The following is a 16092-nucleotide window of genomic DNA, read 5'->3' as shown; positions in this document are numbered from 1 at the left end:
CCGTGGCCGTGCACGACCACCTCCTGCGGGAGAAGGCACCCATCCCCACGACCGCGTGGAAGGCCGTCGACGACGAGGCGCGCGAGCGCCTGACCCCGCTCCTGGCCGGGCGACGCCTCGCCGACTGGACCGGGACCGCGGGCTGGCAGACGTCGTCGGTCGACCTCGGTCGCTCGCAGCGGCTCGACGGGCCGCCGCCGGGCGTGGCCGTCGACGGCATCACGGCCCGCCTGCGCCGGGTGCAGCCGCTCGCCGAGTTCCGGGTCCCGTTCACGGTGTCCCGCGACGAGATCGACGATCTGCAGCGCGGCGCGCAGGACCCGGAGTTCGACGACCTCGCCCGCGCCGCCCGCGCGGCCGCCGCGATCGAGAACCGCGCGATCTTCCACGGCTGGCCGGAGGCCGGCTTCGCGGGCATCGCGGACGTCTCGCCCTACGACACCGTGGCCCTGGGCGACAACCCCGACACCTACCCCGGCGCCGTCGCCCGTGCGGTGGACCAGCTGCGCCGCAACGGCATCGAGGGCCCCTACGCGATGGCGATCGCGCCCGAGGGCTACACCCGCATCGTGGAGACCGCCGAGCACGGCGGCTATCCGCTGTTCGAGCACCTGAGCCGCATCCTCGGCGGGCAGATCCTGCGCGCCCACGGCCTCGACGGGGCCGTGGTCGTCAGCCAGCGCGGCGGGGACTTCCTGCTCGACGTCGGCCAGGACCTGGCGATCGGCTACTCCGACCACGACGCCCGCGAGGTGCATCTCTACCTGGAGGAGAGCTTCACCTTCCGCGCCGTCGAGCCGGACGCGAGCGTGCGCCTGCGCTGACCCGCGGACCCCCACCGGCCGTGCCCCGTCGTGATCCGGCGGGGCACGGTCGTGTGCGGAAACTGTGCCCCCGGCAGGACTCGAACCTGCGACCTAGAGATTAGAAGGCTCTTGCTCTATCCATCTGAGCTACGAGGGCCGGCCGCCCCGGACCCCGTCCGGTGCGCTCCCACCGTAGCGAGGAGGGCAAGCGATCACGGCTGCGGCACCGTCGTCACGAACCACCCGATCCGGCCCGTGTGCTGGACGGAGTGCCATCCGACCGGTTGAAGCACACGCCGAACGGGCCTCGCCTGCGACGCTGACGGACCGTGACGTCCATACTGTCCCCATGGTGCTGGGACTGCGATCCGCGATCGGGTCGGATGTGGGCCGTCGCCGGACGTCGAACCAGGACTCCGGAGCGACGACCGGCCGACTGCTGATCGTGGCCGACGGGATGGGCGGTCACGCCCACGGCGAGATCGCCAGTGCGACGACGGTGTCGGTGTTCACCGAGCTGGAGGCCCGCCTCCCGCAGGACCTCAGCGACATCGACCTCGCCGCCGAGCTGACCGAGGCGCTCAACGACGCCACGGATCGGCTGGCCCGCCGCGCCGCGGACGAGCCGGAGATGCGGGGGATGGGCACGACCGTCGTCTCGCTGCTCCTCACCGGTGACCAACTCGCGCTCGCCCACATCGGCGACTCGCGCATCTACCTGCTGCGGAATGGCGAGCTGAGCCGTCTCACGCACGACCACACGATGGTCCAGCAGCTCGTCGACCAGGGCCAGATCACCCTCGAGGAGGCGGCGCACCACCCGCGCCGCTCCGTCCTGATGCGTGCGCTGAGCACCGACCATGCGCCGGACCCGGACCTCGACCGTGTCGACATCCTCGCCGGGGACCGCTATCTGCTCTGCTCGGACGGGGTCACCGCGGTGCTCGACGACGAGGCCCTGCACCGCGAGCTCGCCTCCGGCGCCGAGCCCGACCAGGTCGTCACCCAGCTGATCGCACTCGCCAACGAGGGCGGCGGGCCCGACAACATCACCGCGATCGTCGCCGACGTCGTGGAGATCGACGACGTCGACGCCCCGGGTCAGGACCTGCGGATCGCCGGGGCCGTCGCCGAGATCGCCACCGCGGACTAACCTTCAACGCCGGGCCACCACCCGGCGCAGCCGCACCGTGCGGACCGCCGAACGGTGCGCGGCGAGCTCCGCCCGGGCCCGCTCCGGCAGATCGGGCGGATAGACGCCGGCCGCGCACAGCTCGTCCGCCCCCTTCGACGGCTCGACCCCGTCGAGGGTGAAGTCGAGACGGTCGTCGGCGAGTACGGCGAAGTCCGCGGCGGCCGCGAGCCACTCCGGGTGTTCGACGGCCGACCGGTGCCGCCACGCGTCACGCACCGCCTTCCGCAGCGCGCCCCCACCCCAGCCGAACGACCGGGGCGCCGGCACCAGGACCGAGATGAGCCCGTGCGGGGCGAGTACCCGCCGCAGCTCCGCGAAGAGACCGTCGATGTCCCGTAGGTGTGGGAGCAGCATCGGCACGGCGACGCGGTCCACCGACCGCGTCCGCAGCGGGAGCGCCACGGGCGACGACGTGATCCACAGGGGCTCACTGTCCCCCGCCTCCGCCACCAGCCGCCCGGCGACGACGGTCGCCCGGACCCGACTCGTCGCACCCGGGGTTCGGCACCAGGCCGCCGCGGTGAGCTCCGCGCCGGCACGCAGCCGGTGCAGGACGGGCGGGAGGACGTCTCCGTCGGGGTGCACGCGCCGAGTCTCGCGTGCCGACGGACGGCTCCCACGAGGCACCACGACGAACGGCCACCCGCGGACGACGATCGTGATCACCGGTCTCCGCCCGTCCCCGTCGAGGACGAGCCCCCGCCTGCCGACCGCTCGTCGCGGCCGGGTGTCACGACGGACGGTCGAAAAGAATCTTGAAATTAGTTGGCGGGCAGGCGGGCGCGGGACGAACGACGGGTGGAGCGCCGGTTCCGGCCCCCGTCGCGAGCTTCCACTTGCGCGATCGGCGCTGGTCAACCAGTATCCGGAGTGAGCTCGTCAGGGCGACCGTTCGTCGCTCGACAGGGTCGGGCTCGACCGTGGTGCTGTGCGGCCCGGAGACGGGTTTGCCCAGGTCAGCGCGGGTTTCCGACCCCGGTTTGACGTGCCCGAATGCCATGCCGTAACTTTCTTCCTGTCAGCGAGTGAGCCGGACAGAACGGGCCCTGAGAGGCCCGGTCAACAGGCCCCGCGGACAGCGACCCCCGGTGGTTCATCGAGTTTCTCGGTGTGGTTGTCTTGGTGGGTCAAGGCGATCCGTCTTCAGGATCCCGCTTCCTTTTCAGGGGGTTGGGTGAGTGCGGTGCGGGTGTCTTTTGAGAACTCAACAGTGTGTCGAGCTATTTTGATTCGGTTTGGCGTTTTGTGCCAAATTGTTTGTTTGGTTGCAGCATTCGATCCCGTCGGGTGTTGTGGCCAGTTGTTTGTTGCAAGTCAGGGTTTTGTTGGAGAGTTTGATCCTGGCTCAGGACGAACGCTGGCGGCGTGCTTAACACATGCAAGTCGAGCGGTAAGGCCCTTTCGGGGGTACACGAGCGGCGAACGGGTGAGTAACACGTGGGTGACCTGCCCTCCACTCTGGGATAAGCCCGGGAAACTGGGTCTAATACCGGATAGGACCACTGATCGCATGGTTGGTGGTGGAAAGTTTTTTCGGTGGGGGATGGGCCCGCGGCCTATCAGCTTGTTGGTGGGGTGATGGCCTACCAAGGCGGTGACGGGTAGCCGGCCTGAGAGGGCGACCGGCCACACTGGGACTGAGACACGGCCCAGACTCCTACGGGAGGCAGCAGTGGGGAATATTGCGCAATGGGCGGAAGCCTGACGCAGCGACGCCGCGTGGGGGATGACGGCCTTCGGGTTGTAAACCTCTTTCGCCAGGGACGAAGAGCAATTGACGGTACCTGGAGAAGAAGCACCGGCCAACTACGTGCCAGCAGCCGCGGTAACACGTAGGGTGCGAGCGTTGTCCGGAATTATTGGGCGTAAAGAGCTCGTAGGCGGTGTGTCGCGTCGGCCGTGAAAACTTGGGGCTTAACTCTGAGCGTGCGGTCGATACGGGCATCACTTGAGTTCGGCAGGGGAGACTGGAATTCCTGGTGTAGCGGTGAAATGCGCAGATATCAGGAGGAACACCGGTGGCGAAGGCGGGTCTCTGGGCCGATACTGACGCTGAGGAGCGAAAGCGTGGGGAGCGAACAGGATTAGATACCCTGGTAGTCCACGCCGTAAACGTTGGGCGCTAGGTGTGGGGACCATTCCACGGTTTCTGTGCCGCAGCTAACGCATTAAGCGCCCCGCCTGGGGAGTACGGCCGCAAGGCTAAAACTCAAAGGAATTGACGGGGGCCCGCACAAGCGGCGGAGCATGTGGATTAATTCGATGCAACGCGAAGAACCTTACCTGGGTTTGACATGCACCAGACATCCCTAGAGATAGGGCTTCCCTTGTGGTTGGTGTGCAGGTGGTGCATGGCTGTCGTCAGCTCGTGTCGTGAGATGTTGGGTTAAGTCCCGCAACGAGCGCAACCCTTGTTCCATGTTGCCAGCACGTAATGGTGGGGACTCATGGGAGACTGCCGGGGTCAACTCGGAGGAAGGTGGGGATGACGTCAAGTCATCATGCCCCTTATGTCCAGGGCTTCACACATGCTACAATGGCTCATACAGAGGGCTGCGAGACCGTGAGGTGGAGCGAATCCCTTAAAGTGAGTCTCAGTTCGGATCGGGGTCTGCAACTCGACCCCGTGAAGTTGGAGTCGCTAGTAATCGCAGATCAGCAACGCTGCGGTGAATACGTTCCCGGGCCTTGTACACACCGCCCGTCACGTCACGAAAGTTGGTAACACCCGAAGCCGGCGGCCCAACCCTTGTGGAGGGAGCTGTCGAAGGTGGGACTGGCGATTGGGACGAAGTCGTAACAAGGTAGCCGTACCGGAAGGTGCGGCTGGATCACCTCCTTTCTAAGGAGTCCCATCATGTGATGGGGCACCACACGCTCTTTATTGGGTGTCTGTGGTTCCTTCATTGAATCGCATTTGCGGCCCCGTTCGTGGGTCGGGTGCGTTGGGTGGAACGCAGCACGTCGGACCGTCTGGCTTGGCACACTGTTGGGTCCTGAGAGGACATCCTGGGTTCTTCGGAACTGTGGGTTGTTTTCTTTGGCCGCTCTGGTCGAGGGCTTCCTAACGCTTCCTTGTGTGGGTGGTGGTGGTTGTTTCTTGGTCGGGTGTGGTTGTGGGTTGAGTGTTGCATAGTGGATGCGAGCATCTTGTTGTGGTCAAGTTGTTAAGAGCACATGGTGGATGCCTGGGCATCAGGAGCCGATGAAGGACGTGGGAGGCCGCGATAGGCCTCGGGGAGCTGTCAACCGAGCTGTGATCCGAGGGTGTCCGAATGGGGAAACCCAGCGCCCGTCATGGGGCGTTACCCGTACCTGAATTCATAGGGTGCGTGGAGGGAACGTGGGGAAGTGAAACATCTCAGTACCCACAGGAAGAGAAAACAATAGTGATTCCGTGAGTAGTGGCGAGCGAAAGCGGAAGAGGCTAAACCGTGTCCGTGTCAAGCCGGCAGGCGTTGCGGGTGCGGGGTTGTGAGACGTGTCGTTCATCTTCTGCCGAGGGTGGGACAGCAAGTGCCTGTGTTAGCGGAACGACTCTGGGATGGTCGGCCGTAGTGGGTGATAGCCCCGTACGCGAAAACACTGGGTTCTGTTGTGGGCGTGTTCTCGAGTAGCAGCGAGCCCGTGAAATTCGCTGTGAATCTGGCGGGACCACCCGTCAAGCCTAAATACTACCTGATGACCGATAGCGGACAAGTACCGTGAGGGAAAGGTGAAAAGTACCCCGGGAGGGGAGTGAAATAGTACCTGAAACCGTGTGCTTACAAGCCGTCAGAGCCTTTCGGGGTGATGGCGTGCCTTTTGAAGAATGAGCCTGCGAGTTATGCTTCGTGGCGAGGTTAACCTGTGTGGGGTAGCCGTAGCGAAAGCGAGTCCGAATAGGGCGTGTGAGTCGCGGGGTGTAGACCCGAAGCGGAGTGATCTACCCATGGCCAGGGTGAAGCGTCGGTAAGACGTCGTGGAGGCCCGAACCCACCAGGGTTGAAAACCTGGGGGATGAGCTGTGGGTAGGGGTGAAAGGCCAATCAAACTTCGTGATAGCTGGTTCTCCCCGAAATGCATTTAGGTGCAGCGTCGTGTGTTTCTCACCGGAGGTAGAGCACTGGATGGCCTAGGGGGCCGACAAGCTTACCGAAGTCAGCCAAACTCCGAATGCCGGTGAGTGAGAGCGCGGCAGTGAGACTGCGGGGGATAAGCTTCGTGGTCGAGAGGGAAACAGCCCAGATCACCGGCTAAGGCCCCTAAGCGTGCGCTAAGTGGGAAAGGATGTGGGATCGCCCGGACAACCAGGAGGTTGGCTTAGAAGCAGCCACCCTTGAAAGAGTGCGTAATAGCTCACTGGTCAAGTGGTCCTGCGCCGACAATGTAGCGGGGCTCAAGCGCACCGCCGAAGCCGTGGCAATGACACTTAGGTGTTGTTGGGTAGGGGAGCGTCCTGCATCTGGTGAAGCCCGGGAGTGATTTACGGGTGGAGGGTGTGGGAGTGAGAATGCAGGCATGAGTAGCGAATGCAGAGTGAGAATCTCTGCCGCCGGATGACCAAGGGTTCCTGGGCCAGGTTGTTCCGCCCAGGGTGAGCCGGGACCTAAGGCGAGGCCGTCAGGCGTAGTCGATGGACAACGGGTTGATATTCCCGTGCTCGTGATAGTGCGTCCATGCCGAGGCTGGTGATGCTAACCATCCGAACCCACCTTCGCTCCTTCGGGAGTGTTGTTTGTGGGGGAGCGTGGGATCCGATCTGGTAGTAGGCAAGTGATGGGGTGACGCAGGAGGGTAGCTCCGCCACGCGGTGGTTGTCGTGGTGTAAGCCTGTAGCCCGAGTCCTAGGTAAATCCGGGGCTCATCGAAGGGTGAGAGGTGATGCGTAGCCGATTGAGGCGAAGAGAGTGATCCCATGCTGTCGAGAAAAGCCTCTAGCGAGTGCTGTTGCGGCCCGTACCCCAAACCGACACAGGTGGTCAGGTAGAGAATACCGAGGCGATCGAGCGAACTGTGGTTAAGGAATTCGGCAAAATACCTCCGTAACTTCGGGAGAAGGAGGGCCGGTTGTCTTGAGGCTCCTTGCGGGCTAGGGACGGCCGGTCGCAGAGACCAGGCCCAAGCGACTGTTTACTAAAAACACAGGTCCGTGCGAAGTCGCAAGACGATGTATACGGACTGACGCCTGCCCGGTGCTGGAACGTTAAGAGGACCTGTTAGCTCTTCGGGGCGAAGCGGAGAATTTAAGCGCCAGTAAACGGCGGTGGTAACTATAACCATCCTAAGGTAGCGAAATTCCTTGTCGGGTAAGTTCCGACCTGCACGAATGGCGTAACGACTTGGGCGCTGTCTCGACCACAGACTCGGCGAAATTGCACTACGAGTAAAGATGCTCGTTACGCGCGGCAGGACGGAAAGACCCCGGGACCTTTACTATAGCTTGGTATTGATGCTTGGTTCGGCTTGTGTAGGATAGGTGGGAGACTGTGAAGCTATCACGCCAGTGGTGGTGGAGTCGTTGTTGAAATACCACTCTGGTCGAATTGGGTGTCTTAACCTCGGGCCATGATCTGGTTCAGGGACAGTGCCTGGTGGGTAGTTTAACTGGGGCGGTTGCCTCCCAAAGAGTAACGGAGGCGCCCAAAGGTTCCCTCAGCCTGGTTGGCAATCAGGTGTTGAGTGTAAGTGCACAAGGGAGCTTGACTGTGAGACTGACGGGTCGAGCAGGGACGAAAGTCGGGACTAGTGATCCGGCACCACCTTGTGGAAGGGGTGTCGCTCAACGGATAAAAGGTACCCCGGGGATAACAGGCTGATCTTGCCCAAGAGTCCATATCGACGGCATGGTTTGGCACCTCGATGTCGGCTCGTCGCATCCTGGGGCTGGAGTAGGTCCCAAGGGTTGGGCTGTTCGCCCATTAAAGCGGTACGCGAGCTGGGTTTAGAACGTCGTGAGACAGTTCGGTCCCTATCCGCCGCGCGCGTTGGAGACTTGAGGAAGGCTGTCCCTAGTACGAGAGGACCGGGACGGACGAACCTCTGGTGTGCCAGTTGTCCCGCCAGGGGCACGGCTGGTTGGCTATGTTCGGGAGGGATAACCGCTGAAGGCATCTAAGCGGGAAGCCTGTTCCAAGATGAGGTCTCCCACCACCTTCGAGTGGGTAAGGCTCCCAGTAGATGACTGGGTTGATAGGCCGGAGATGGAAGCCCTGTGAGGGGTGGAGTTGACCGGTACTAATAGGCCGAGGGCTTGCCACAACGAGTTGTTCGCATCCACTGTGTGACCCTGAGTCCACAACCGTCCATGTTCCCGGTGATCCGGGGATCGTGGGGTCGGTTTGTGTGCTCGACCCCCGCCTCTCGGGGTTTTCTGGGGGGTGGGGTGATAGTTGGATAGTGTTGTCGGTGGTCATTGCGGTAGGGAAACGCCCGGTCCCATTCCGAACCCGGTAGCTAAGCCTTCCAGCGCCGATGGTACTGCACTCGCCAGGGTGTGGGAGAGTAGGTCGTCGCCGACATTCAACTTCATGGGATGTGCCCCGGACTGTCGAGTCCGGGGCATTTCTCATTTCCGGACTTTTTTCGGTCCGATGCGTGATGCCGGCCCGGCCGGGCATGAGTGTGTCTGTTTGTGGTCCCTGGCGCGGGTCCCTCGGGGCCGGTGGTCGGGGCCGTGGAGCTCTCTCGTGGGAGTCGCATCCGGTCCTGTCGTGCCGGTGGGTCGGCGCACCTGGCATGCCTTCCTGTGACCTCGCACCCTCTGCAGGGGCTGCGAGGTCGCAGCAACGTGTGCGACGTGGGGCGCCCGGTGCGTCGTACGAAGAAGCTCGGTCGTCGGAGCGCGGTGTCGGGGCCCGTTCCACCCAGGGAGTCCCTTCGCAGGCGAGAGCGGAGACGGCGGCGAGGAGGGGTCCGTCCCGGCTGCGCTCACCCGCGGAGCGTGCGAGGTGGACGAAGCTGTGGGAGATGGCGCACGGTGGCCCGGAGAGCGTTGTGTGCATCGCGGGGCCCGTCGGGCGCTGCCGGACACGTCCGTCGGGTGCGGTGCCCGGCTCGTGGCGTTCGCACGGTTCCGCCACCGCGGCGGCGCCCCTGGCTTCCGTGACGTCGACGGCCGGCGGCCTACGACGGACCGTGCCGGGGCTTCCCGCAGATCGTCGGACACCCGATGCTGTGCGATCCGGAGTCCGCGTCCGGTCCGCGAGAGAGCGGAAAGGTGCCGGGCGAGCGATGGTGTCCGCTCCGATCAGGCGGCGGGGTCCGTCGGGCCCGTGTCTCCGCCCGTCAGGGGATAGGTGATGTGACCAGGGGATCCGTGCGGCCGCGGTGCCACCGCCGCGGGATGCCGGCCACGGGGATGGACAGGTCGGGGTGGGAGAAGCACACCGGACCGACAGTCGTCGTGGCCGAACCAGGTTGGAACGGCCGGTCATCCCCAACGGGCACGGTTGTCCACAGGCTCTGAAGTGACCTCGTCGACAGGGCGTGGCCGGGTGAAGCTCATGGGGACAACACACCCCAGAGCCTCGGAGGATCCGATGAGCGACAACACCGCCACCATCGTCGGCAACCTGACCCGCACCCCCGTCCTGCGCTACACCCCGAACAGCATCCCGGTTACGGACCTGACGGTCGCGGTCAACCACCGTCGCAAGGACCCGATGACCGAGCAGTGGCACGACGTCGCGTGCACCTACTACACGGTGACGTGCTGGCGGACCCTGGCCGAGCACGCGGTGCGGACGTTCGAGAAGGGGCACCGCGTGATCGTCATCGGCCGGATGTATGTCGAGGAGTGGACGGGCCGGGAGGGCGACGTGCGGCAGAGCATCCGGATCGAGCCGTCCAGCGTCGGGCTCGACATCCGCTTCTCCCCGGCGGCCGTCGCGCCCCGTCCGTCGGTGTCACAGGCACCGTCGGTGCCGCAGGCCCGGGACACCGACGACGCCGCCACGCGGTGGGGCGCCCCGCCCATCGAAGAGCCGGACCACGACGGGTACGGCGACACCCCGGACGAGGGCGAGACCGCGGAGCTCGACGAGCTCGCGAGGCTGGCGACCGCACCGGCCTCGAGCGGCTGAGCGGGCCCGATCTACCATCGCATCGTGGCGGATCTGATTTACACGATGCGGAACGTGCGTAAGGCGCACGGCGACAAGGTCATCCTGGAGAACGCGTCGATCAGCTTCCTGCCGGGGGCGAAGATCGGCGTCGTGGGCCCCAACGGCGCCGGGAAGTCGACCGTCCTCAAGATCATGGCAGGGCTGGAGAACGCGAACAACGGCGACGCCTTCCTCAAGCCCGGGGCGACGGTCGGCATCCTCCAGCAGGAGCCCCCGCTCAACGAGGAGAAGACCGTCCTCGGGAACGTCGAGGAGGGCCTCGGCGACGTGAAGGTCAAGCTCGACCGGTACAACGCGATCGCCGAGGAGATGGCGACCAACTACACCGACGAGCTGATGGAGGAGATGGGCCAGCTCCAGGAGGAGCTCGACCACGCCGACGCGTGGGAGATCGACTCCCAGCTCGAGCAGGCGATGGACGCACTGCGTTGCCCGCCCGGGGATGCCGAGGTCTCCCACCTCTCCGGTGGTGAGCGCCGGCGTGTCGCGCTGTGCAAGCTGCTGCTTTCCCAGCCCGACCTGCTCCTGCTCGACGAGCCCACCAACCACCTCGACGCCGAGAGCGTCCTCTGGCTCGAGCAGTTCCTCGCGAACTACCCGGGCGCCGTCCTCGCGGTCACCCACGACCGGTACTTCCTGGACAACGTCGCGGGCTGGATCCTCGAGCTCGACCGCGGACGCACCTTCCCCTACGAGGGCAACTACTCCACCTACCTGGAGAAGAAGGCCGAGCGCCTCGCCGTCCAGGGCAAGAAGGACGCGAAGCTCCAGAAGCGCCTGAAGGAGGAGCTGGCCTGGGTCCGTTCCAACCCCAAGGCCCGCCAGGCGAAGAGCCGCTCGCGGCTCGACCGCTACGAGGAGATGGCGACCGAGGCCGAGCGGCACAAGAAGCTCGACTTCGAGGAGATCCAGATCCCGCCGGGCCCGCGCCTGGGCAGCCAGGTCGTCGAGGTCTCCCACCTCGACAAGGGCTTCGACGGCCGCCAGCTGATCAAGGACCTCTCCTTCACGCTGCCGCGCAACGGCATCGTCGGCGTGATCGGTCCGAACGGTGTCGGTAAGACGACGCTGTTCAAGACGATCGTCGGTCTGGAGCACCCGGACTCCGGCGAGGTCAAGATCGGCGACACGGTCAAGCTGTCCTACGTCGACCAGAACCGCGGCGGGATCGACCCGAAGAAGACCGTCTTCGAAGTGGTCTCCGACGGGCTCGACTACATCCAGGTCGGCAACACCGAGATGCCGTCGCGCGCCTACGTCGCGGCGTTCGGCTTCAAGGGGCCGGACCAGCAGAAGCCGGCCGGGGTCCTGTCCGGTGGTGAGCGCAACCGCCTCAACCTGGCGCTGACGCTCAAGCAGGGCGGCAACCTGATCCTGCTCGACGAGCCGACGAACGACCTGGACGTCGAGACCCTCGGTTCGCTGGAGAACGCGCTCGAGCAGTTCCCCGGCTGCGCCGTGGTCATCTCCCACGACCGCTGGTTCCTCGACCGGACCTGCACGCACATCCTGGCGTGGGAGGGCACGGACGAGAACCCGGCCGAGTGGTTCTGGTTCGAGGGCAACTTCGAGGCCTACGAGAAGAACAAGGTGGAGCGGCTCGGCGCGGAGGCGGCGCGACCGCACCGGGTCACCCACCGTAAGCTCACCCGCGACTGATCACCGCCCGGTCCGGACCTCCCCATCCGGTCGGGCCGGTCCCCGGCGACGGGGAGACCGGCTCCCTCGGGAGGTCCGGACGGTGGTGTCACTCACGGGAGGCGATGTGACGTTCGACCTGCAAGGTCGGGCCGCCGGCGCGACGACGGCCGAACTGCGCACGGCGGCGGCCCTGCGCTGGCAGCGGCCCCTGCTCACCGCGGAACTGGCCGAGCAGGCGTGCGCGCGAGCTGTCGCAGACGGTGACGATCTGCGCTGGCTGCAGGCCGCGGGCTGGCTGCTCGACGGCCACGCCGCCGGTGGGGACGCCCGCGACGTCGCCACTGCCGTCGTCGCCGGGGTGACCGGTCATGCCACCCCGGGTGACAGCACGGTCCCCGTGCCCGTCCGCGCGCCCGGTACCGAGGTCCTCACCCGCCCCGAGGGTGCCCGCCTGCGGGTGGAGCTGGCCGGGGTCGCCCAGGCCGACGGAGAGCTCGAGGCGGCTCGGGCACTCGTCGTCGGCCTGCCGGACGACGCCCCGGGCGAGGACCCGGGGCTGCTACGCCTCGACCGGCTCGCGGTCGAGGTGCGCTGCGCACTCGCCGGCGCCTCCGCCGCCGAGCTCGAGCGGCTGCGCCGCGACGTCGACGACTGCGGGTCCGGCTTCGGTGGCGAACCCGCGGCGTACGCGGACCTCGTCGTCGGGTCGGTGCATCGGGCCCGGCGCGAACACGATGCCGCCGTGGACCGCGCGTTGCGCGGTCTGGCCCAACTCGGGTGGACACCGGAACGGCCCGGGTCCCGCCCGCTGTCGACCCACCTCGCCGCGGCACTGCTCAGCCAGTGGATCACTGCGCTGCTCGACTCCGGGCACGTCCCGCCCGACGCGGTCGCCGCGGCCGCCGTGCAGCGCGAGGCCGGGGACGCCGGTCGTCAGGGTGTGCTGCTGCGGCTCACGCTCGCCCGGGTGCAGGCGGGACGTGCGGACCACGCGGCCCGCGCCCTGGTCGAGGCCGCCGATGGCGCCGAACAGGCGGGTGTCCCCGCGCTGGTCGCGGCCTGCCGAACCGCCCAGTCCGAGCTGCACGAGGGCTCGGGCCGGTACCGCGAGGCCCTGGAGACCATGCGCGCCGCGACGGAGGCCGACCAGGTCGACCGCGACCGCGGGACGCGCTTCCGCGCCGCGGTGGCGGCGTTGCTGCCGCTCGCCGCCGTCCGCACCAGCACCACCGAGCGACCCACCCCGTTCCCGCGCACGGGCGGGTCACCTGCCGTACCCGCCGAACGTCCGCCCGCGACCGGAGGCACCGTTGCCGGTGCTCCCACGGGCGGGCCCGGTGCCGGTAACCGGGACAGCGCCGGTCGCAGTACGCCGGAACCAGGGTTCGCCGCGTCTCGCCCCGCCAGCGCGGACCCGCCCTCCGGCGCGGACCGGCGGGACGGAGCCGCCCCGCCCGCCGGGACGCCCGTCGAGGAAGGCGAGGTCGGTGCCGGGACCGACCGACCCGCCGGAACCGGCCACACCGAGCCCGACCACGATCGCCCGACCGACGATCGGCCCGGGGACGACCGGTTCACCGGCACGGAGAGCAGGAACGGTCGCTCGGACGGAGCCGGGGCCGGGGACGACCATCCGACCGGGCCCGGGAACGACGGCGCCACGGGAGCCGGGGCCACGAACGGCCTCCCGGCGGCCGGACGCTTCCCGGTGCGCTGGGCGCCGTCGGAGAGCCTGCTCCTGGACCCCGGCACGATGAACGGCGCCGGATCCGCCGACCCGTCGCCGGACGACCGGACCGTGGGCCGATCCACGGGCGCGGACCGGAACGGTCATCGTCCCGGCGAGGCCGGCCTCGCGGCGGATGCGTCGTCGGCGAGCGGTACGCCGGGCACTACGGACACCACCGGTACGCCGGACACGGCGAACGCCGCAGGGTCGTCCGACCGGGCGTCGGGCGACACGACGAACGCCGGAGGTCGACGACCCGCGGGCATCGACCCCGCCGACCCGCTGGGCGTATCCGGGCTCCTCGCGGACGGGCCGGCACCGACGGCACCCCGGGACCCGTCGTGGACCGGCCCGTCGTGGACACCCGACGCGGCAGGCGGGTCGCCGCTCGCCGACGCCCTCCTGGCCGAGTGGCGTGCCCCCGAGCCGCCCGCGGCCGCGCACCGCAACGGGTCCCACGGCCCGGCCGACGCCGCCCCGCGGAACGGAGCACGGCACGACGCGGCCCACCGGCCCGGCGACAGCCACGGGGCCGAGCCGGCAGCCGGGCCAGGCTTCGTCGACAGCCGCCGGAACGGGGCTCCCGCTCCGGAGCCGGTCGTGGCTGTTGAGCGGGCTGCGGGCGAGCCGACCGTGGCCGTCGAGCGGGCTGCGGGCGAGCCGACCGTGGCTGCCGAGCGGGCTGCGGGCGAGCCGAACCCCCCGGAGGCCGACACGAGGTCCGATCGGGCGAGCGCGTCCGCCGCGGCCCGTGTCCGGGACAGCGGCCCGGCTGCGGCACCGACGGCCCCCGCGGCCCCGACGGGGCCACCCGGTACGGCGGAGCGGTCGATCGTCCTCGACCTCGTCGACGGCGACCTCGAGACCGTCACCGGTACGGCGACGGTGGGAGCCCTGCACGACATGCTCACCCGGGCCCGCCGGTTGGTTCCGCCGTCCGGAACCACACGTCGCGACGACGACACGGTGCGGGTCACCCTGCCCGACGTCGACCACGTCACCGTCCTGCTCTGGGCACGGTCGCTCGCGACGCACCTCGGCGGCCGCGTGCGCCGGGGCGGGCTGCCGGCGGGGACGTCCCTGCGGATGCAGGCCGTCGGACCGCACGGCGTCGAGGGCGACGAGATCGTCACCGAGCTGACCGGGCCGGACACGCCGGCGCCCCTCCCCGAGGCCCCCTCGGCCCGGGCCGGCGGGCATCCCGGCGCCGCGCAGACCGGCGCCGCGGGGCCGGGTTCCGGTGAGCTGTCGGCCGCCCCGGAGCCGGTCGCGGGGCCGGCGCTGGCGACGCCGCTGGACCTGTCCGGCGAGCGAGCGGCCCGAGGTGGGCGGCGACGGGCCGCCGGCGACGGGACGGCGTCGTTGAGCGCCGTCGGTCTCACCGTCCGGCCCGGGAGCGGCGGGCGGCGGCGCTCCGACGGAGCCGTCCGGGACCCGGCGGCCCGCGACCGGACCGGCCGGCCCCCGGCCGCCCACGACTCCGGTGCCCGCGATCATGACCCCGGACACCCCGCCGCGCCGCACCCCTCCGCCCGCGACGAGGCCCGCGACGAGGCCCGCGACGAGGCCCGCGACGAGGTGGGCGGCGACTCCGCCGGGCGGGCGACAGACGAGCCGTCGCAGGTGTGGGGCGGTTCCGCCCCGGCGGACCCCACGTCGGTGCCGGACCCGCTGGACACCCGGTTCGCGTTGCCCCCGGAACCGGACCGGCGCCTCGCCGAGGCAGTCCGGGCCCACCTCGACCTCCCCGTGCCGGATGGCGCCGCCTCCCGCTACGACGGCCCGGCCCGGGAACGTTCCGGGCTGCCGGTGCGGTGGTCCGGGATCGACGACGGCGGAGTGGGGGAGTCAGCGCTGCCGCGTCGTCGTGGGCGGGTCGTCACCCCACCGGCCGATGACGGACACGGCGGGGCCGCCGGTCTGTTCGACGGGGGCAAGAGCACGTCCGCCGGCGGCCACCGTGCGTCCGGCGAGCCCGACGGCAGTGGCGTGGGCGCGGGGACCTGGACGTTGCGTACCGCGACCGGACCGACCGTGGTGCGGGGTGCGGCGGCCGTCTTCGCCCCGGCGACCGGTGACGCTGCCGCGACCGGTGACGCTGCCGCGACCGGCGACGACGAGCCGTCGACCGGCGCCGTCCACGCACCGATGACGGACCTACGACCCGGCGGGAACCGACCGGACGCAGGCGGGCGGACGCCGGACGTCGGCACCGCGACCCGACGGGCTCGCTCCCGCCGAGCGGTCCCCGCGGACGGATCGGAGCCGTCGGACACCGCGATCCGGGAGGACGGCCCGGCCACGAGGCACGAACCGCCGACCGGCCCCCCGCGCGACGACGCCCCGCCCGCGACGCCCGCGACGCGGGACAGCGCGTCACCCCTGCCGCCCGGACGGCAGGACAGCGCCGCCGACGCCCCGGGGACGACGTCGTCACCGGGCGACGGCACACCGGGCGCCCCGGCCACGCCGGCCCCGTCCGAGCCCGCAGGCATCCCCGAGGACATGGGCCTCGCCGATCTGCTCGCCGGGGCCCTCGCGGCCTACCGCGAGATCTGACCGGCCGCCGGGAACCGCTCGCCCGGTCAGCGCGGACGCGGCCGTCCCGGTCCGCCG

6 protein-coding genes, 1 tRNA gene and 3 rRNA genes are annotated in these 16092 nt (G+C 68.6%); 8 read left to right on the top strand and 2 right to left on the bottom strand.

Features of this window, described 5'->3' with window-relative positions; all coding sequences use genetic code 11:
• Positions 1-2: 2 nt before the first annotated feature.
• Positions 3-824, top strand: coding sequence for a family 1 encapsulin nanocompartment shell protein (locus tag DMP15_RS23080; RefSeq protein ID WP_139282934.1), 822 nt, complete (start codon positions 3-5; stop codon positions 822-824).
• A 65-nt stretch (positions 825-889) separates the two neighbouring features.
• Here the strand turns inward: DMP15_RS23080 and DMP15_RS23075 are convergent.
• Positions 890-963: transfer RNA gene (locus tag DMP15_RS23075), tRNA-Arg, on the bottom strand.
• A gap of 192 nt (positions 964-1155) precedes the next feature.
• Between DMP15_RS23075 and DMP15_RS23070 the strand changes: the two genes are divergently transcribed.
• Positions 1156-1959 carry a Stp1/IreP family PP2C-type Ser/Thr phosphatase gene (locus tag DMP15_RS23070; RefSeq protein WP_073577177.1) on the top strand — a complete coding sequence of 268 codons (804 nt, stop codon included), beginning with the start codon at positions 1156-1158 and terminating at the stop codon, positions 1957-1959.
• 3 nt (positions 1960-1962) lie between these two features.
• Here DMP15_RS23070 and DMP15_RS23065 read toward each other — a convergent pair whose 3' ends face one another.
• Positions 1963-2586, bottom strand: a complete 624-nt coding sequence (locus DMP15_RS23065) for a methyltransferase domain-containing protein (RefSeq protein WP_139282933.1) — start codon at positions 2584-2586, stop codon at positions 1963-1965.
• 737 nt (positions 2587-3323) lie between these two features.
• Here DMP15_RS23065 and DMP15_RS23060 point away from each other — a divergent pair.
• From DMP15_RS23060 to DMP15_RS23035, 6 genes are all read left to right on the top strand, one after another.
• A 16S ribosomal RNA gene (locus tag DMP15_RS23060) occupies positions 3324-4843 on the top strand.
• 315 nt (positions 4844-5158) lie between these two features.
• A 23S ribosomal RNA gene (locus DMP15_RS23055) occupies positions 5159-8241 on the top strand.
• A gap of 143 nt (positions 8242-8384) precedes the next feature.
• Positions 8385-8501: ribosomal RNA gene (gene rrf, locus DMP15_RS23050) — 5S ribosomal RNA — on the top strand.
• The 16S, 23S and 5S rRNA genes sit together here, the layout of an rRNA operon.
• Before the next feature lie 1020 nt (positions 8502-9521).
• Entirely contained in the window at positions 9522-10064 is a 543-nt protein-coding gene (locus tag DMP15_RS23045; protein ID WP_161151293.1) for a single-stranded DNA-binding protein, read from the top strand.
• 24 nt (positions 10065-10088) lie between these two features.
• Entirely contained in the window at positions 10089-11765 is a 1677-nt protein-coding gene (ettA, locus tag DMP15_RS23040; RefSeq protein WP_161151294.1) for an energy-dependent translational throttle protein EttA, read from the top strand.
• Positions 11766-11871: 106 nt separating this feature from the next.
• Positions 11872-16035, top strand: coding sequence for a hypothetical protein (locus DMP15_RS23035; RefSeq protein ID WP_100879947.1), 4164 nt, complete (start codon positions 11872-11874; stop codon positions 16033-16035).
• Positions 16036-16092: the final 57 nt, after the last annotated feature.

The organism is Pseudonocardia sp. UM4_GMWB1 (genome assembly GCF_017312155.1).
Classification (GTDB): domain Bacteria; phylum Actinomycetota; class Actinomycetes; order Mycobacteriales; family Pseudonocardiaceae; genus Pseudonocardia; species Pseudonocardia alni.
Note: the sequence above shows the minus strand (reverse complement) of the source record. Positions and strands in the feature narration are given on the sequence as shown.

What these genes read in the sequence shown, in the direction of transcription:
- DMP15_RS23070 (WP_073577177.1), top strand. Translation starts at nt 1,156, where the DNA reads ATGGTGCTGGGACTGCGATCCGCGATCGGGTCGGATGTGGGCCGTCGC.
- DMP15_RS23045 (WP_161151293.1), top strand. Translation starts at nt 9,522, where the DNA reads ATGAGCGACAACACCGCCACCATCGTCGGCAACCTGACCCGCACCCCC.